Here is a 17,757-nt window from a genome sequence, read left to right as displayed (position 1 = left end):
TTACTGCTCCCCTGTAAATCGATAGTTGTTCTGGTAACGCTGAATAAGGCGGCTCGACACCTGCTGGCGCAGGTAGCCCATCTGGCGCTCCACCGCCGTCACCGCGTCCTGGCTGACCTGCACGCGGGTCTGCAGCTCGGCGATAAGGTCGGTCGCGGTGTCCAGGCTTTTATTCAGCTGGTCGGCGACCTCGCCCGGGAAGCTTTTCCCGCCCGTCAGGGTGCGCACCTGCGCAATCATTCCGTTCATGTACTGCATCATGATGTCGTAGCCGAGGTACTCCGCCAGCTGGTACACCACCGCGGGGCCGATGTTGACCGACAGCGGGTCGACCAGGTAGCGCAGCACCGGAACGCGGGTCGACTCGAGAAAGCCTTTTTCCGCCACGGACAGCGGCTCGTCCCTCACCGCCTTGTCCTGGATCGCTTTGAGCAGCGCCTTGACCTGCCCGTTCATCGCATTGTCCGCGCTGATGTTGATGGTCATCAGCTGCGGGTTAAGGCAGTCATCCCGGTTATCGCAGTGGTAAATAGTCGCGCTGCCGCCGTTCATCATCGCCTTCAGCACGTCCTCGTTGGTGGTGATCGGCGACAGTATTCTTATCTGGCCATTGGCGTCATAAATCAGGGTGCCGGTCAGGCTCATCGCAAACTCGGCCAGCTCCTGGTTGTTGCTGAACATCCCTTTTTCTTTGATGGCGTCCCACATCACGTTCTTGTTCTTCATGACCTGATCTTTGGTCTTCTCGCTGGCCTTGTTGGTCACGCTGTCGTAGCCCCCGCCCACGGTGCAGCCCTGCTGCGACGCGGCCCAGTCGGCGAACCAGTTGGTCTCGCCGGCAATGTCCTGACAGACCTTCTTCTGGCTGACCTCCGTGCGCGGCAGCAGGCCGCCGACGATCCCCTGCGCGGCTTGGCAGCTCGACATGTTGGTGCTGTTCACGTCCGAGGCCAGCTTTTGCAGGAAGTCTTTCGCCTGTTTCATCTCCGGCACGGTGGTCTGCAGGGCCAGGTCAAAGAAGTAGCCGGCGGCGTTGCCCATGATTTGTTTCACGAAGCGCTGCAGCTCCTCGCCGTTGATGTGAGAAAACGACCCGAGGTAGACGTCAATGCCGCCGCAACCGTTGCTCAGGCTCGGCGGCGACAGGGACACCATCTGGATCTGCCTGACGGCGTTGCGCATGTAGAGCGAGCCGCCGCTGGCGTAGCCCGCCGCCTGCCCCTGCCAGACCTGCGGCCGGGAGGTATTGCCTTCAAAACCCAGCTTGCCGAAGAAGTGGTTCATGTCGCTGTTGACGTCGGCGCGACCCGGGGCGGCAAGCAGCAGCCCGATAAGACAGACGAGCGTCGCTTTCTTCATCGTGAACCGCCTTTGCGCGCGATGAACTTCTGCCATTCGCGCGTCATAACCGGACCCGCCTCTGCCTCCGCCACCATCAGTCCGACACAGCCCGCGACGGTGACCGCCACAGGGACAATAACCATGCCCGTCATGACACAGCGTTCTCCGAAAGGGACATAGAAAGACCACGATGGCGAAAGAGGATAATCATTCTCGGCACACCACATCATCCACAGAAGAACGGTGGTAACAGCCAGCAAAAACAGCAGCAGAACAACCAAAATCAGATAAAACCGCAGCGAATAATGGCAGTCGTTCCCGACACTCTGAACCTGCTTATTTATATTGAGATTGCTCATTTCCGGCCTCTCCCGTGGCGATTTTTGCCGTATTTCTCACGCATTTTTTTCAACATCCGGCGGACATCGTCCACCATTAATCCGACGCAGCCCGCCCAGATAGCGAGCACGCTGGCAACAAACCAGCGCCCTGACAGGGGGTAATACAAAAGCCCCCAGAACCCGATTGACACCTCAAACACGACCAGAAGCACCAGCCCCGCGAAAATCAGGTACAGGGCGACGGTCTTGAGCCGCGAGTCCGCCGGCGCGCCCGGCGGCGTTTTAAAGAATAAAAACATCAGCCGGCCCTCCCGTTTATCGCTATCTGCAGCACCTCGTCCAGCCGGGAGATCAGCGCGGGCTTTTCTGCCGCCCCCTGCAGCAGCGGGAAGGTGGTGAGCGAGTTGACGTTCACTAAAAACGTGGTCGGCGTCGCCACCGGCATGCCCGGCGTGAAGAACTGCACCATCACCTCCGGGGTGGCCTGCAGTGCGTCGGGAAACGCGGCATCGCCCCTGGCGTCTAAGCTGAACGCCATCACCGACAGGCCGGACTCCTGAGAGAACGCGCTGAGCATCGGGTCAAACTGATGGCAATACGCGCAGGTCGACTGCATAAACACCACGAGCTTCCAGTCGTTGAGGTTGACGCGCTGCCCGGAGCTCAGCGCAAACCAGCGGGCCGGTGTCGGCGGTCGTTTACCCGCAGCGCGGGGTTCGGTGACGGGGGACTGCCCTTTTGCCGCCTCGATGGCGGCAATGTCGTCCCAGGTCGAGGCGTGGGCGGCGCAGGTCAGGAGCAGGGCCAGACAGCCGACGTTGAGGTTTTTTTTCATGCGTGTCGTCCTTTAAAAGTTCGGCGTAAAGCCGGTGGCCACGTTGAGAAACTGGCGGGACAGGTCGTCCGGCGTAATAAATCCGTAGGCCACCGGCTGATAGCTTTCATCCGTTGGGTTAACCAAAAACAGCGCTGGGAAATGGCGAATGCCCATCTTCTGTGCCTGCCCGGTATCCCGCCGGCTCTGCGGCAACGCCGGGCTGAACGTGCCGTCCACCGAGACGGCGATCAGGCTCAGGCCGTGCTCGTCGCAAAAGCGCTTCACCACGCCGGCCAGCAGTGCGTCGCGCGGCGCTTTGCCCCGGTAGAAGAAGAACAGGCCGTGGTCGGCCGTCAGTCTGGCAATGGCGGCCTTCTGTTTCTGCTGGTCTTCCTGCAGCTGCGCGGGCACCGTGCCGTTGTAGTGGCTGAACTGCAGGTTGTAGTCCAGCTCCGGGTACATCAGCATCGCCTGCTTCGCCGACTGGCTGAACTCGCCGGCCTTTGTCGTCCAGAAGTTCTGCAACGTCATATACCGCTTAAAGTGCTGCGGCGTCGGGTACAAAATGGCCGTGTCCAGCGCCTCTTTCGTCGCCTGCTGCAGCCGGGCCTTCTGCTCGGAAGGAGAAAGTGCGGGTGAGGACGGGGTCGGCTTTGCCTCGACGACCTCCTCGTCTTCCGGTTCGTTGTACCAGTGCCAACCCGGTGACTCATAGGAAGCGTCTGACAAGGGCGCCGCGTGGGCCGCGCCGCACAGCAGCAGGCTGGTCAACATCAGGGCGCGGCTCATTGTGCCCCCTTCGCTTTCGGCATCCGGTCTGCCAACTGCTGCTTCACGTGCTCGAGCAGCGCATCGTTATCAGGAACGGACGCCCCGTTTTCCATGTCTGCGTAAAAGTTCTTGAAGTCCATGCGCTTAAAGTCGAGCGCCTGCAGCTGCTCCACGCTAATGCCCGAACAGTCGGGTGACTCTGCCCCGCCAAAACCGATGCCCAGCTGCCACTGGCGGCCCTGCTGCTGCACGATTTGCGCCAGCTTGGAGTCAAACACGCAATGGCCGCGTTTTTTCTCAAGGCACACGCCCAGGACTTTTTTACTGCAGAACTCGCCCACGTCCACGGTCAGCAGGCGCTCTTTCGCCTCCCCCAGCGCTTTCTCTTCGCTGTTGCAGTTCGCCAGCCCCACGTCGCTGCCCCAGCCGGAGCCTTTGCAGCAGTTGTTAAATCCCGCGGCCGCCTTGCGGCAAAACTGCGGCTGACCGGTAAAGGCCCGCACGTTAACGTCGTTGATTTCGGCCACGTCTTCCCCGGCGGCGGCCACGGCGGCCAGCTGGGATACCGCACTCTTAAAATCGTTATCCTTGCCCGAGACGGCTTCCGCGCAGCTGCCGTCGGTACAGAAAAAGTCTCCGCCGCAGACCATGCCCGTGCCGGTCACCTTGCGCTCACAGCTGTAGGTCACGTTCTGGTGCAGGCACACGCCGTCCATCTCGTACGCACACTGCTGGGTCGCCAGCGTGCAGGCGGGATTGGCGGCATATTCACCGCAGGTGCCGGCCTCCTCCTCCTGCAAACGGTAGGTGTCGGTGTACTGCCAGCAGTCGCTGTAGACGCTGTGCGTCACGCCATCCACCACGATGTCCCGGCTGCCGCCCGGCACGGTGCACTGGCTGGCGACTAACTGCGCGCCAATCTCTTCCGACAGCGCGCACGGGCCGGGCCAGCTGACCTGCCCCTGCCACTGCTGGTCTTCGGCCAGTACCAGCATGTTGATGACAAACGTGGTCTTCCCCTCGTTCAGGTTTCGCAGCATGCCGTCTAAAAAGACGTCCTGATGCTGATTCTGGTTGATATAGAAGGTGGCGCTCAGGGTTTGCCCCGCGGTCAGCGGGAAGCTGGAGACGCCCAGCGGGTAGTTGCCGTTGCCGTAGGTAGGCACCAGAACGGACGTCCCCAGCAGGCTGATGGTGGTGCTTTGCGTATAGCCGCCCGTTGAAGACGCCAGCACGAAATCAAAGCTGGCGCCGAGCACGGTGCCGGTCACCGGCGCCACAAAATCGGCGCGCAGCTGCTTGCTTTCGCGTACGTAGGTGAAGTTCGCGATGCGCAGGTTTTTTTGCTCCCGCACGGGCACCGTCGTGCCGGTGATATACCCGTCGCGGGTGCAGGTGCGGGTCACGTTAATGTCGCGCTCGCAGACGTGGCTGCTGAACTCGGTGCGACCGACCTCCTGCGCCTCGCAGCCGTCAAACGAACCGTCCGCGACCTTCTCCGCGTCGGCTTTCGCATCGCTGCCCGCGCGGATAAACGGCGCCTCCGGGGAGATAGGGTCTTTCGGGTTGTTCAGGATTGACTCGGTAATGGCCTTGCCCGCCTCGCTTTCCGCCAGCGCCTTGTTACCCGGCGCATCAAGATTGGTGCTTGGCGTCGTCACCCCGCCGTAGTAGCCGCTTTGCGCAGGGGTGGCGGTGTAGTTGGGCAGCACGGTCTCCGGCGTAAACCCGCTAATGACCTTCCCGTCACCGTCTTTGACGCCGCGCGCGTAGTCAGCGCCGGCGTTGTACTGGTCGTTGGCCCCAACGGCAAACGCAGCCCCAAAGACACAGAACGCCAGTGCGACCTTCAGTCCTGAACGTTGTTGTCGGTTCATCCTTCCTCTCCCGCATCCTGCAGCAGTGCTTTAGCTACGGCGGCACATTCGCCGCTCTCGGCGATTTTGTGCAGCGCCTGCACCGGGGCAATGTTCCCCGCCACCCGGTCATAGCGCCCCTGGCAGGTCACCACCAGGGCCGGTACCGCCGTGATGCCGTAGGTTTTAAACGCCGTCGGGTCAACCTGCACGCCGCCGCGCTTTTCCTCCCCCACTAATCTCAGGACCGCGTTGGCGGTCTGACGAAAATCATTGTTGATAAGCCCCCGCAGCGTGGCCGGAATGCGCAGCCGGTCGGTTTCACCGATAAGGGCTTTCAGGCCCTCTTCCGGCATTGAGAACGACACGAAGTACAGCGCCGTCGGCACCGGTTTCTCAGGCAACGCCTGCGCCGGTGACGGTCTGAGACCGTCAATGAAGGACTGCTGCTGCCCCGTTAAGGCCGGCGGTTTTGGCACGGTGCGCAGAAAATCGGGCAGGGGCGCGCTGCGCTGCACATCGCCGGCGCGAAGCTGGTCGTTGATAAACTGCTGGTCGTCCTGCAGGCCGGCGAGAGCCGGCAAGGAAACAAAGGCCGCCAGTAACAACAGGTGGAGAGATTTCATGCCGGCCCTCCGACATGACGCTGGCGCATCTCGGCTACTTCCTGACAGCCCACGCACAGCTGCACGCCCGGCAGGGTCTTACGCCGGCGCTCGGGAAGAACGTTGCCGCATTCCATACAGGCCAGCGCGGAGGGACGCTGCGGTTTGCAGGTGACCGCCCTCAGGCGCAGCTCAAGCACGCCCAACTCCAGCTCGGTGATGTTGTCGATGATGTCCATAACTCGCTTCCTTATAAAAAGACGCAGTTGCGCTTGCGCCAGATGAGATAGCCAAAGTTTTTACGCCCGTTCGGCGGGTTATGACCGGCCTCCCAGCGCATGACGGTGCGACCAAACGGGTGGCACTGGAGAACGTCCGGGTACATGTTGACCATCTGGTAACGCCAGCGCTCTTTGGGAATGATGGGGGACGGGTATTCAAAGCAGACGGCCGTATCTGCACCGACGGAGTTCATGATCATGCCCTGGCGGTGAAGCTTGAACGCCATGCGCTCGGAGACCAGCACCGAGGACTGCAGGGCGCTGAACTCGTTGGAGACCCAGCCGGAGAACGGGTACATCGACCCCTGCGACCCGGCACACCAGAACAGGGCATCGATAGGCTTATAGGCGGCGCTGGCCATGGCGTCCGCCGCGCAGGCGCCCTGGGCGATGACGTTATTAAACAGCATGGCCTCGGGAGAAATGATGAGACCCAGCGAACTGTCGTTCCACATCGGATCCAGCTCGGACAGGTAGCCAATGTCCATGTCACCGCCCTGCAGGCAGCCGGCGGAGGTGATGATGCTGAGCCAGTAGGTCAGCGGGTATTTGTACCAGTGGACGTGGTAGAACGCGCCCGGCGCGGGCTTGTCGCTCTGCCCCGCCGTGCCTGACCCCACGTTGCCAACCTCAAGATTAAAACCGCCGAGGTTCACCATGCAGTACGGCGACCGCGTCACGTCGGTAATGGCCATCGGCTCCCAGTAACCGATGGCGAGCCCCACGCGGTACAGCACGCCCATCGGGCACAGCTGGATGGGGCTGGCAGGATTGGCGGTGTCAGGCTGAGTGCCGGTCGACACCGCCGCGCTGCCGATGGAGATAGGAAAAATGCACTCCCAGCAGATATCGGTGATCGGATTAACAAATCGCCCCTCGCACTGCGGGTCGGCCATGGCCCGCCCGCTGGCAAGCAGCAACAGGCACAGCGAGACGTAACGTAAGAGCTTCACGGCTGGGCCTCCCCGGCGTACGGCGTAATATCGAAGGTATCAATCTGCAGGTGGTGACCGTCGGGGGCGGCAATAACCCGCGCCGGCACGGCGGTCAGCGCAAATTTCTTGCTCAGCACGCCGTCCTGATCGAAGTAAATCCGCGTGCTCAGCGCCTGCGTCGCCTGCGCAATGTCGCCGTTGACTAAAATCACCTTGATGCCGAGCGTGGCGGGACGCTGGGCGCGAAACCACGCCAGCTGCCGTTTATCGTCGGCATCAAGGAAATAGAGCGTTTGCGTGAAGGGAACACTGTCGAGCGGGTTTACACGCTGGCCTTGACGGGCAAACACCGTGCCCTGATGGTCGGCGATGTCCTTGTCGACCACAAACGCGGGGTCAAACAGGCGCGTGGTATTTTCCTGCGCAATAGCCAGCCCGCTGACAGGCTTTGGCCGCAGACTGTTCTCAATCACCCGCTGCTTAAACGCCTCCTGCTTTTCAGCCAGCTCGCCGCTCTCCTCCATAGCATGCAGGCGCTGCCCGATGGTGCCAATCAGGTCAGGCTCGGTAATGGGATATAAATCCCCCCACGTGCCCAGGTCGGCGGCATGAACCGCGCTGAAACCGCTCAACAAGATAATGAAACACAGACGCTTCATCACTGGCCCCCTTCCTGCATGCGGCGGGAGACATCCTGCTGAACGGCGTCGGTAATATCCTCTGCCCCGCCGATCACCGACGGTGCAACCAGAATCAGCGCCCGATGACGTTGCTGATAATCGACCAGGCTGGCCTCCAGCGCCTGCGTAAAACGCCCGGAAAGCGCGGCGCTCTGGGCTTCGGAAAGCTGATGCCGGGCGGTCTGCGTCATAAACTGGTCCACGGTGCCCTTCATATCAAAGGCCACGGCCACAGGCTGCTGCCACTGAATGAGCAGCAGCGTCACGGCGGCGTTCAGCAACGTCATGCAGGCGGCCACGCACGCGACCGGCACGACGCAGCGGTTACGGCGCCTACTGCGCCTTTTCACCGGAGTGACGTCAGGCTTCACAAGGGGTTGTGTTGTCATGCGCCCTCCACCCTGGCTTCAAGTTCGGCCATTTCATCGGCAAAGTTGCGTTTCGCCAGCGCGTACACCGCGTCGTGGATATCAACGCCCCGGCCCCGCTCGGCCTGAATAAACTCAAAATCCCGTCCGTTGGAGCTGAACATCGCGCGGCTGAGCGGGTCGACAAACAGGCGGTGGAACGAGCTGGTGTCGTTGATGCGCAGCATAAAGGAGCTGAACCACTGGTCTTTGGCATCGCCGAACTTGCTGATGACCTGCTGCTCCCGCTTGCTGAACTGATTAGGCCGCTTCTCGTTGTACTGCTTGAACTCGGCCGCGTCCTGCTTGAGCACCACCTTGAACGCCGAGTTGCCCCACGCCGCCTTGGCGGCGGAGGAGGCGTCGTCCGCGTCAAAGTCCTTGATGTTCTGGCTGATGGTAATGAAGGAGCCCATGTGGCGGCGCACGGTGCGGTAGCCGGTCTCGATAAAGGCGCCGACCTTCTCGTTTTTGAAGTTGAGCAGCTTCCAGCCCTCGTCGATGGTGCAGCATTTGCGCTGATTTCGCGGGCTTCGGTACATCTTGTCTTCGATGTAGATAATGAGGGAGAACATCACCGCCGCCAGCAGCGCCGGCTTGTCCTGCAGCCCGCCCAGCTCCAGCACGATAAAGCGCGCGTCGTCGGTCAGCGACGGCTCGTCGCTGTTGAAGTACTCGCCGTAGATGCCGCGCGTGGTGTATTTCTCCAGCAGCTCGATGATTTCATCGAGGCGGTTGGTGATCCCCGGCGAGTTTTTGTATTTCTCGCTGTGGCGACACTCGGCGAGATAAAACACCACGTCGTCGATGCGCGCCTTGTTCTTTTTGCTGTTCCAGGCCAGCAGCACCCCTTTGAGCAGCAGGTCTTCGTGAATTTCATCCAGCCTGCCGTTGGGGCTGGCCAGCACCGCCAGCTGGTCGCGAATGCGCTCGCCGGACTCGTTGATGTTGCTGATGTTGGCGAAGGGATTGAACTTGAGGCTCTGGCCGTCGAGGTAGGTGCCGCCGACGTTCTCACAGAACGACTTGTAGCCGTCACCCATGTCAAACACCCAGCCGATGCCGCCGGAGTCCAGCACGCTGCGCAGTATCGGCTGCACCAGCCCGGTCTTGCCCGCCCCCGAGGTGCCGGTCACCGCCATGTTGTAGTTGGTGTTGCCGAGGCCGCTGCCGTAGACGTCCAGAAACGCCAGCTGGTTGCGGTAAGACGGGGCCAGCAGGCCGCCGGCGCACAGCCGGTTGTCGGCCACCACCGGAAACAGGTTCACCACCTGCGTGCTCTCGCAGCGGCAGGTTGCCCCGCTGGCCTTTATTTCTTCCCACAGCCCTTCCCCTGCCATAAAGGGCAGCATGGCCATGTAGTTGCGCATCTGCATGTAGGTCGGCGGAAATAGCTGCAGGCCGTTTTTCTTGAAGGTGTTGATCACCTGCTGCTCGCACACCAGGGCGTCGTCGTCATTGTCCGGGCAGAAGGTGGTGATGTTGTAGAAATAGCGTACCAGGCAGCTCTGGTTGCCGTTGAGCCGTTCGCGCAGCTCGCCCCACTCCTTTGCCTGCTTGATGACGCCGGGAAAGATTTTGGCGTACGGCGAGTTGGCCTTTTTATCCAGATCCATGAATTTGCGCGTGGCCTCGTTCTGCGTGCTGACCTGATCTTCGGCCTCGAGCGTTAGGGTCACCACAAACGGGCTGGCGATGCTGAGATCGGGACTGAGCAGGTTGGCGATGTTGTCACCGCCCTCCCACAGGAAGAAGATGTCCGGATTTTTCTCCATCATGAAGTTCATCACGCGGGTGCGGGACTTTCTGCCGCCGGGTTTGTTGAGCGCCAGCGTCAGGGAGTCCGGGGTCACGGCAAGATGGATGCTGCGGTCGACGCACCGGCGGTTCAGCTCGTCATACTGGCTGACCCTCACCGGCTCGGCGTACAGATCGCCCTCGCGGTGGTTGACCATGCCGCTGACGATGTTCACAAACTCGTCCTGCGTGGCAGGGACCGTGGCGATTTTTGCGGAGTCCAGCGACGCGCGCAGCACCTTCATGACGTGCGTCAGCTCGGTGATGGCGGCGCTGTCGCGCTTTTTGGTTTTCATGGAGTACGAGATATACAGCCGGTAGTCGCGCAGGGTCAGCGGCAGCCCCGTCGGGCTGTTGAACGCTTTTTGCGCGGCCCGCTGATAGAAGGCCCGGGTGATGGCGTTAAATTTTTCAGCCTGCCCGCCCGTCCAGCGAAAGTCCGACAGGCCGTGGTCAATTTGCTGCCCCACCACGCGGCTGGACACCAGGTGGAAGGAGAGCGGCGTCTGGCGGGGCAGCTTGCTTTTCACCATGTCGTCGAGCACCGTCACGATGTGCTCGTTCGCACCGATGAGCGGGACGGCCTGCAGCATAAAGCCCAGCGATCCTTTGTTGATAAAAAGCCCGCTGTCTTTATCAAAATCGCGATAAGGCAGAATGCTGCTGAGCTGCGGAAACTTCATGTCGCCGAGCGTTTTATTGGCCTCGGCGGCGCCGTCCGGCATTCTAAAGGCGGACAGCAGGCGGTTGACGGTGTCGGTAAGACGTTCCATGCGTACCTCTCCTTAATTCACTGACTGAGGCAGCTGCCAGCGGGCGGCGTCGGTCACGAACGACACGCGGCCCGGCTGATGAAACACGTCATCGGTATCCACCCACGGGGCCACCCAGACATAGGCGATTTTCTCAGGGCTGCGCTGCGCGTGAGCCTGGCCGGCGGAGTCGCAGCGCAGCGGAGAGCACGCGGCAACTGGCATCGTGGCCTGGCGGGCGGCAACTTTTACCGGCGTAAAAGGTCGTGATGCCGCCACCTGCGTCGGGCGTTGCACAGGGGCGGGCACGGCGACGGCGGGTAAGGTACGCGGGACTGACGCCTGCGGCGGCGGGTTAACCAGCCCGGGCAGTGCGCCCGCAGCCGGCTTTCCCACCGCGGCGTCCGACTGCTGACGCGCTTTCTGGTTAGCCTGCCCCATGGTCATACAGCGGTCGCGGGTCGTGGCGTCACACTCGAAGTCACCGCTGACGCCGGCGCAGCCGGCCAGCAGCAGGGCGCTGCCCAGAACGGGAAGTAAAAGAAAACGTTTCATGGCTTATTTCTCCGCCCGCACACAACGTCGAGCTTTATGTTGGTGTCGTTGGCATGACATTTTGGGCGCGGGAATAGATGCAGCGCGTACTCGCAGGCCTGCAAACAAATGCCAAAGACCCAAGCGGCAAAAGCGCCAATGGCCAGGCAGGTTACGGTGTATAACACCGTGTTGAGCCCCTCAGTGCCGGATAACGAGGCAGAACTCAGTGCGAGGGTGTAGGCATATAAAGAAGAATGGCTTATCTGCCATTGCAGCAACCCGACGCCAAAAACGTGCATAAAGGCGGCGGTAAATCCCAGCGTCAGCATCAGAAAACGGATCATTCCTGCGTTATTGCTCATCATTTTTCTCTCCCTGAGAGTGGAATGGTTTAAGGGGAAACCAGACATTACAGCTCTTGCGTACGGCCTCAGCGAGACTTTCTGAGCCCTCACCGCCGTAGATATTTCTGAGCTGACCGACGTCTGATTGCACACAAATACGTTTTGTGCTGTTGCACATTGCATCGGTCTTACCGCTCCCCGTTTCACCGACGACCACAACGTTGTCTGTCATTGGCAGATTCATCATTAACGTCCTTCGTTCGTACCGGGATGCACCAAATCACCGACCTTCAGGTCTTTAAGCTGGTTCATCATGTTGGGTGTGCTGAGCGTATCGGCGGCACCATTCGTCGCCTGCTGCAGTTGCGTTTTTCGCACCTTTTTCAGGCGGGCTTCTTCAATGGTTTCCAGCTGAAAACCGTCCTGAAACACCACGGTGACTTCATTGCCGGCGCCGATCGGGATGATCGGGTGATACTGTTCGGCGCGTTTGATGTAGTAATCACTCAGCGTCTTGGCCGCCTGGCTGGCACCGCCGCCCAGGCCGGCCGAGGCAACGTCGCCGGCGCCCATGCTGGCGGTCGCCCCGAGACCTACCTGCGGCGTCGATGCCGCAGAAATCCCCTTGCCGATGCCGTCAACCATGCCGGCGCCGAATGCCCAGCCGAGGATTTTGCCGTTACGCATCACCACCGTGCCCTTGATGCCGTTTTTGCCCATAAAGCTGACGTGTCCCGGAATTTTTTGGTCGATAATGTCCTCGCCCTTGTGGCAGCTGATGCTGCGGGTGCGCACCTCGGCGCGTTCGCTGGACACGTCACCGTAGGCCTCCGCGGTCACAAAGCAGCCGGTCAGGTCATACTCTTTGTCGTTGGGCATCTGGGTTTTGCCCGTCAGGCGAAACTGCATCGGCGCGGTGTTCTGCGCGCCGGTCACCGCCGCGTTGGCGTCGGCGCCTTCGATAACCAGCGCGCCGGTGAAGCTGCCCGACGGGATATAGGGGAGCTTTGGCTGGGTGGAGACGCTGTCGTAGCTAAACGCGGTGCTCTCGATGCCGCCCGCTTTTGGCATCGGCGGCAGCGCGGCAAAGGTGGTTTCACCCTGCACGGGCAGGCCGGCGCCCGGATAGAACTGGGTCGGCGGCGGCACGCCGTTGCCGGGCAGCGCCGCGCTCAGTGCGGGGACCGGCTCGCCGCTCGGGGCATTGCCGGCGGCGTCCAGCTGGACCTGCAGCAATTTGTTCTCTTCTTCCAGCGAGTTGATACGCTGCTGGTCGCCCTTGCGGTCGCGCGACAGCGCGTCGAGCTCTTTGCGCAGCGTGTCCATTTCTTTACGCACGGCTTTACTGGTCACCTGTGATTCGGTGATGGCGCTGCGCTGGACCTTGTCGTCAAAGGTGGCGTTGACCACGCCGGTCATGTCCGGCGCCGGTTCACGCGCCGCCTTTACCTTGGCTTCCTTGCGGATAGAGAGCGTGGAGGCGTACCAGCCGGTGCCCACGGCCAGGCTGATGCCCAACACGGTGGCAATCAGCAGGGCGACCTGCTTGCGTTTGACCAGCGCATTAATGTTCGCCATCGTCGACCTCCTGCGTCCGGGTGATGTAAACGGTCAGCGAGGTGCCGGGCAGCAATGATGCGGACGGCGGGCTGAACATCACCGCGCGCACGCCCTGACGCCAGAAGTCCTGCTCTTGCAGGGTGACGGAATGGGCGAGTGCGTTAGTGACGCGATAGCGCACCACGCGCAGCGCGTTACCGGTCCAGGCCGCGTCGGCCGTCATCGTTAAACCCGCAGGGCCGGAAACGCGGTCGTTCTCGACGTTCGCTGGCGCATACCCTTCGGGCATCCGGTTTTGCAGCACGGCATGATTGAGGGCAACCAGCAGCGACTCGTAGGGCTGGGCCGTTTCCCAGGCCCTGGCGGCCGGGCGGGCCACGGGTTCGACGTTGAGCAGGCGGTAGCTGCGCCCTTCGCCGGCGCGCGGCGTGGCCTGCACGGATACCACCTGCCCGTGCTCGGTTTCGATAAAGAAGGTGAAAGGCTTGTCGCTGGATGAGGAAAACAGCACCGCGCCGTCCCGCGTATTACGCTTGTCGGTCAGCTTGCCGGCCGCGCTGTTGATGGCCACGATGCGGTCACCGGGGATAACGATCAGGTTCGGATTAGTATTGCTGACCGGCAGCTGAAACTGGCCGTTAGGCGGAAAGCTCAGCGAGACGGGGGCCGTTGCGGCAGCGCTGGCGCCTGAAAGGAGGACGCCGCCAAGCAGCGCGCACAGCTGAAGGTTATTTTTTCGCATCATCCACCTCCATAAAGGCGTTGATACTGGTGACGCCTGACGCATAGTCCAGCTTCAGCTGGTAGTGCTTCAGCTCACTGGTGGGTTTGCCGTTGCCAATCCAGGTATTGAGCATGCCGCGAATGTCCACCACGCCCTCGACCGGAAAAACCTTAATCTGGGTCTGATAAAACGCGCTGCTGACCTCGCTTTGCCTGATACGGCGGGCTTCCTCCGCCAGCGTCACTTTGAATTCGGACTGTGCGCCGGGTTTGGCGAACGACAGTAAAAACGCATGCTGGGCTTCGACAGTTTCGGGGGAGACGTTCAGGCGCAGTGCCAGAAAGGACAGGGCCATCATCTGCATGTAGCCGGGGCTGGTCTCTGACTCCGAGGTCCAGAACGGCGCGGTAAAGGCCATGGGGGTGACCGTGGTTTTTTGATGGCCCGCCAGATAGCGGTTTTGCATCGCCAGCAGAATGACGGAGACCAGCGCGAGGACCAGCAGCATGAACAGCGCCACCATCGTCCAGGCAATAATTTTATTTGAGGAATTACGGGCCGTAAGCGCCATAATCGGTGTCCTTATCCGTTACTTAATCCATTGCCGAAAACTTGAGTCAGGGATGATTTTAAAAACGGGCCGAAATAACAGGGTGGGGAAATGCCAGTAGAGAAAGTTATACAACCACATGCTCCCCTTCCCTCTTTTCGCACTGCGAATAGAAAACCAAATCAGCACCGCCAGGCCCATGCCAAATAACGCTTTCTGCACCAAAATTCCCCAGACTAATACGGGGAAGGACGGCAGGGCTTCATCATAGGGCAAACCGAGCAGGCGGCGCTGTTCACTCAATGTTTTCGGAAAACGATATTTCGATAAATCATTTTCCGGCGGCATTGCGCGCTCCTAATTAACCGACCAGGCCAAAGCCGATGGTGGTGAATACGATCACAATGGCAATACCAAACAACATGAACATGTTCTTGGTTTTGATATAGGTAATAATACCGACGATAACCTCGGCCAAAATAATCCACTTGGCAATGGAGGAGTCCGCGCCGAAAGTATCCTGGACCGCCTCCTGCCCGCCGGCCATTAAGTCTTCAGCCATTGCATTACCCGAACACAACATCATGACCGCCAGCGCGGGAATAATGCCCCCGGCATTTTTGCGAAAAGTATTTAGATGCTTTAATTTACTTTTGGCAGCAGCCACCCCAGCCTTAATAGATAAGCCCATTATAAACTCCTTATTTAATTAACTAATAAACGGTACAAAGCCACACCGTCAAAATATCATTAGGGTAATGATATTTTGACCCCATCACTTTATAAGGCAATGCTCAGAAAAATAAAAAATTTAACCCCTTACAACCCTCTCCCCTTCACAGGCAATGTTTTTAAAATTCTTTAAATGATCACGAAGTCTTAACTCGGCTTCTCTTGCTTTCGAACGATTAGATTCCGAAGCTGATGTGGTCAACTCTTCATTCATATCACTCGTAAGTTTTACAACTAAGGTTATCGACCTATATTCATGAACGCTCATAAATCCCCTACAGGAATACGCTAATCAGGTTGAAAAATGATACATGAATTAAATTTTTTAAAACCCCCATACGACAACAATTATTAAATTATTTTTTTTCATAGCCGTGACAATAAGTTAGACATGGTTTTTTCTCGAATTTAGATTATTCCCACAAGTATGAATTGATATAAATCAATAAATTTTGATCAAAATAAATACAGACAATCGTTGGATAAAAATTTTTTTTTGTAAAAGAAAAGTTACGTCATAAAAAAAATGTCATGGAATATGGAAGTTAACGGACACTACTGGTGTCGATAAACTTGAAGGTACATTGGGATTGCACACGAGACGGGGTTTGTCGGGTCCATCCAAAGTGGATGCATCGGTAAGCAGAAGTGAACAAATGAAACAAAAAATTTCAAAACACTGCTGATGCTAGGTTTCCCCAGCATCTAGCCTCTACATCAGAGTTCAACAAAAAAGATCATGGCTAATATTCAAGACAATCGCGAATTTCTCAGCACCCTGAGAAGATAAGTCACTTTTATCTCCTGATTTTCGGTTAATTTGAGTTTTTTCCGGATCGTTCTGAGCAGATTATCAATTTGGGTAACAGAGACTCTTTTATGCTCAGCTATCTCATAGCGGTTCATCTCACGACAAAATAAGAAACAAACCAGCATTTCTTTTTCAGTTAGCTCAGGAAAAAACTTGTGCACGTGTGTAATTTCGATAGGATCGATATCATCCATACTCCCTCCTGTTTAGGGTAGTGTTGGGTAGTCGCCTCTGTGTGGGCAAACACTCAGGGGCGGCGTTCATAACAAAATTTATTAGTAATAATTAAATCTAAGCCCACCTTAGCCTTGATATTAATTATATCAAAATATCATTCCTCAATGTATAAATACATGCGTAAATATAAAAATAACTCCAGATAAAATGAGTCCATTCAATCAGCCTCTGATGGGAAAAACCTCTCTAAATTCATATCCACCTCATTTTTAATTTGACCCGCCATGTTGGCCAGCAAAAATTCATCATGACCTTGCACTTCATTATTCCGAGCATTTATTCTTATTAGCTTCTGACAAATGAGACTGGTCTTCATCATGTTCTCGAGCATAACCTTATTAAACTCCGCCTGGCTAAACCCCCCCTCTTGCTTAACCCGTTGAAGTTTATAAACCCGAATACCTAACTCGATGAGCATAGACGTTGTGTTAGAAACGTTAGCCTCATCTTTAGTCGCGCCCTCGCTTCTTTTGACGTTAATAATGTCTACGATTTCCTGCTCTATCTCATTACTTACAAAAGTTTGCAACCTTGGCATAATTAACTCCTATTACTATACAAAGAGTTACTATACTACGCAGCAGAGTATACACCTATAGTTTGTGTGGCTTCATGTACTCTATTTTATACTATGCAGTAGAGTCTGATCGCGAGTGTACTCCATCAGACTCGCTGTAAAAAAAGGGATAGTATTGCCAATACTCTACCTATACTCGCAAAAGAGTATAGATAGAGTGTGTTTATACTCGCTGAAAGAGACAAAACTCTTTTCTTCGCACACATTTTCAATGCAGACATCTGAATTTAAACACTTATCAGGCAAGATGAAATCTTGCGAGGGGTGTGAGTCTTTTGGTTAGGGGAGCAGGCATTTCTATGCTGTCGCTTTGTCCGGACTTGTGAATAACCGCGCTTGGCATTTCATGGCAAAAATGTGAGGATGTAGCACGGCCTTAGCTAATGGGATTAATGATGATAAGGATTGTCGCCGGGTTTTGTTTCATTCTTACGTTCACCGCCAGTGCCGCAGATTGTTTCGACGCTGCGGGCAGGGATTATCATATTGATCCCGATCTTCTTCGCGCCGTCGCTTTTCGTGAATCATCCATGAACCCACATGCAATGAACATTGTCAGCCCTGAGAAGTATGCGGTAGGAAATATGCAGATCCACTCACAGAATTTCGCTCACCTTTCCCAGTTTGGCATCACGCCTCAAAAACTTTATAGCGACAGTTGCATGAACATTTATACCGGCGCTTACTATCTGGCGATCGCTTTTAAACGCTGGGGTATCGGTTGGGATTCTGTTGGTGCTTACAATGCCGGTTTTTCGTTGAAGGCAGAACAACAGGTTAAGCGTCAGAAGTACGCAAAAGAAGTGCACCATATTTACATGAACATCAAAAAGCAGAAAGCGACACAGCCATAAAAGAGTGCGCTGCAATCTTATCCATATATACACATGAGACAGAGCAAGGATATTTTACCCCCGCAAGGCTGGGTGAAATATCCGCAGCGTTTTTCACCGAGACAAGGTGAAAATGTTGATTGTGAATATGTGGGTAAGTTGTGCTCTTCAGGGCGCCCCTATGGGGCAGCGGGACGATGGAAGATTTTTTATTTCCATCGGGGTGGGCGGGGAATAAAATGCGTGCCGCTCAATGCGGTATGCATTTT

General features: G+C 57.4%; 24 protein-coding genes. 1 reads left to right on the top strand and 23 read right to left on the bottom strand.

All coding sequences use genetic code 11. From position 1 onward, the window contains the following. The 23 genes from traH to traM all read right to left on the bottom strand — a co-directional run bounded on the left by traH (position 1) and on the right by traM (position 16,616). Positions 1 to 1,359, bottom strand: coding sequence for an F-type conjugal transfer protein TraH (gene traH, locus GE278_24250; GenBank protein ID QLK63905.1), 1,359 nt, complete (start codon positions 1,357 to 1,359; stop codon positions 1 to 3). Then, a complete protein-coding gene (locus GE278_24245; GenBank protein QLK63904.1) occupies positions 1,356 to 1,700 on the bottom strand; it encodes a hypothetical protein in 345 nt (114 codons plus the stop codon). The genes traH and GE278_24245 overlap by 4 nt, the downstream gene beginning before the upstream one ends. Next, positions 1,697 to 1,981: a hypothetical protein gene (locus tag GE278_24240; protein ID QLK63903.1), complete on the bottom strand. Its 285-nt coding sequence runs from the start codon at positions 1,979 to 1,981 to the stop codon at positions 1,697 to 1,699. Before GE278_24240 ends, GE278_24245 begins: the two co-directional genes overlap by 4 nt. Next, entirely contained in the window at positions 1,981 to 2,517 is a 537-nt protein-coding gene (trbB, locus tag GE278_24235; GenBank protein ID QLK63902.1) for a type-F conjugative transfer system pilin assembly thiol-disulfide isomerase TrbB, read from the bottom strand. Before trbB ends, GE278_24240 begins: the two co-directional genes overlap by 1 nt. A gap of 12 nt (positions 2,518 to 2,529) precedes the next feature. Next, a complete protein-coding gene (gene traF, locus GE278_24230) occupies positions 2,530 to 3,288 on the bottom strand; it encodes a type-F conjugative transfer system pilin assembly protein TraF (GenBank protein ID QLK63901.1) in 759 nt (252 codons plus the stop codon). Continuing rightward, positions 3,285 to 5,147 (bottom strand): type-F conjugative transfer system mating-pair stabilization protein TraN, encoded by a 1,863-nt coding sequence (gene traN / locus GE278_24225; protein QLK63900.1) that lies wholly within the window; start codon positions 5,145 to 5,147, stop codon positions 3,285 to 3,287. Before traN ends, traF begins: the two co-directional genes overlap by 4 nt. Continuing rightward, the gene (gene trbC, locus GE278_24220; protein ID QLK63899.1) at positions 5,144 to 5,752 is read right to left on the bottom strand and encodes a type-F conjugative transfer system pilin assembly protein TrbC; all 609 of its coding nucleotides are present in this window, start codon (positions 5,750 to 5,752) and stop codon (positions 5,144 to 5,146) included. The genes traN and trbC overlap by 4 nt, the downstream gene beginning before the upstream one ends. Beyond that, a complete protein-coding gene (locus GE278_24215) occupies positions 5,749 to 5,970 on the bottom strand; it encodes a TraR/DksA family transcriptional regulator (protein QLK63898.1) in 222 nt (73 codons plus the stop codon). Before GE278_24215 ends, trbC begins: the two co-directional genes overlap by 4 nt. Positions 5,971 to 5,981: 11 nt before the next feature. Continuing rightward, complete coding sequence (gene traU, locus GE278_24210; protein QLK63897.1) at positions 5,982 to 6,965, bottom strand: conjugal transfer pilus assembly protein TraU; 984 nt, start codon at positions 6,963 to 6,965, stop codon at positions 5,982 to 5,984. Further along, on the bottom strand, positions 6,962 to 7,606 hold the full coding sequence (gene traW, locus GE278_24205; GenBank protein ID QLK63896.1) for a type-F conjugative transfer system protein TraW: 645 nt from the start codon (positions 7,604 to 7,606) through the stop codon (positions 6,962 to 6,964). Before traW ends, traU begins: the two co-directional genes overlap by 4 nt. Beyond that, the gene (gene trbI, locus GE278_24200) at positions 7,606 to 8,016 is read right to left on the bottom strand and encodes a type-F conjugative transfer system protein TrbI (GenBank protein ID QLK63895.1); all 411 of its coding nucleotides are present in this window, start codon (positions 8,014 to 8,016) and stop codon (positions 7,606 to 7,608) included. Before trbI ends, traW begins: the two co-directional genes overlap by 1 nt. Then, positions 8,013 to 10,604: a type IV secretion system protein TraC gene (gene traC, locus GE278_24195; GenBank protein QLK63894.1), complete on the bottom strand. Its 2,592-nt coding sequence runs from the start codon at positions 10,602 to 10,604 to the stop codon at positions 8,013 to 8,015. Before traC ends, trbI begins: the two co-directional genes overlap by 4 nt. Positions 10,605 to 10,616: 12 nt before the next feature. Then, complete coding sequence (gene traV / locus GE278_24190; protein ID QLK63893.1) at positions 10,617 to 11,138, bottom strand: type IV conjugative transfer system lipoprotein TraV; 522 nt, start codon at positions 11,136 to 11,138, stop codon at positions 10,617 to 10,619. Beyond that, positions 11,135 to 11,485 (bottom strand): hypothetical protein, encoded by a 351-nt coding sequence (locus tag GE278_24185; protein ID QLK63892.1) that lies wholly within the window; start codon positions 11,483 to 11,485, stop codon positions 11,135 to 11,137. Before GE278_24185 ends, traV begins: the two co-directional genes overlap by 4 nt. Beyond that, entirely contained in the window at positions 11,472 to 11,642 is a 171-nt protein-coding gene (locus tag GE278_24180) for a Clp protease (GenBank protein ID QLK63921.1), read from the bottom strand. The genes GE278_24185 and GE278_24180 overlap by 14 nt, the downstream gene beginning before the upstream one ends. Before the next feature lie 68 nt (positions 11,643 to 11,710). After that, positions 11,711 to 13,042: an F-type conjugal transfer pilus assembly protein TraB gene (gene traB, locus GE278_24175; GenBank protein ID QLK63891.1), complete on the bottom strand. Its 1,332-nt coding sequence runs from the start codon at positions 13,040 to 13,042 to the stop codon at positions 11,711 to 11,713. Continuing rightward, the gene (gene traK, locus GE278_24170; GenBank protein QLK63890.1) at positions 13,029 to 13,811 is read right to left on the bottom strand and encodes a type-F conjugative transfer system secretin TraK; all 783 of its coding nucleotides are present in this window, start codon (positions 13,809 to 13,811) and stop codon (positions 13,029 to 13,031) included. The genes traB and traK overlap by 14 nt, the downstream gene beginning before the upstream one ends. Continuing rightward, complete coding sequence (gene traE, locus GE278_24165; protein QLK63889.1) at positions 13,753 to 14,319, bottom strand: type IV conjugative transfer system protein TraE; 567 nt, start codon at positions 14,317 to 14,319, stop codon at positions 13,753 to 13,755. Before traE ends, traK begins: the two co-directional genes overlap by 59 nt. Before the next feature lie 18 nt (positions 14,320 to 14,337). Continuing rightward, positions 14,338 to 14,646, bottom strand: a complete 309-nt coding sequence (gene traL / locus GE278_24160; protein QLK63888.1) for a type IV conjugative transfer system protein TraL — start codon at positions 14,644 to 14,646, stop codon at positions 14,338 to 14,340. A gap of 13 nt (positions 14,647 to 14,659) precedes the next feature. Next, the gene (traA, locus tag GE278_24155; GenBank protein QLK63887.1) at positions 14,660 to 14,989 is read right to left on the bottom strand and encodes a type IV conjugative transfer system pilin TraA; all 330 of its coding nucleotides are present in this window, start codon (positions 14,987 to 14,989) and stop codon (positions 14,660 to 14,662) included. A gap of 120 nt (positions 14,990 to 15,109) precedes the next feature. Continuing rightward, entirely contained in the window at positions 15,110 to 15,298 is a 189-nt protein-coding gene (locus GE278_24150) for a TraY domain-containing protein (protein ID QLK63886.1), read from the bottom strand. A 482-nt stretch (positions 15,299 to 15,780) separates the two neighbouring features. Beyond that, positions 15,781 to 16,035, bottom strand: a complete 255-nt coding sequence (locus tag GE278_24145) for a hypothetical protein (GenBank protein QLK63885.1) — start codon at positions 16,033 to 16,035, stop codon at positions 15,781 to 15,783. 200 nt (positions 16,036 to 16,235) lie between these two features. Further along, on the bottom strand, positions 16,236 to 16,616 hold the full coding sequence (gene traM, locus GE278_24140) for a relaxosome protein TraM (protein QLK63884.1): 381 nt from the start codon (positions 16,614 to 16,616) through the stop codon (positions 16,236 to 16,238). 434 nt (positions 16,617 to 17,050) lie between these two features. Here traM and GE278_24135 point away from each other — a divergent pair, with 434 nt between their 5' ends. After that, the gene (locus GE278_24135) at positions 17,051 to 17,509 is read left to right on the top strand and encodes a transglycosylase SLT domain-containing protein (protein QLK63920.1); all 459 of its coding nucleotides are present in this window, start codon (positions 17,051 to 17,053) and stop codon (positions 17,507 to 17,509) included. Positions 17,510 to 17,757: the final 248 nt, after the last annotated feature.

Source organism: Enterobacteriaceae bacterium Kacie_13 (assembly GCA_013457415.1).
GTDB lineage: Bacteria > Pseudomonadota > Gammaproteobacteria > Enterobacterales > Enterobacteriaceae > Rahnella.
This window is presented reverse-complemented; position numbering and strand designations above follow the sequence as displayed.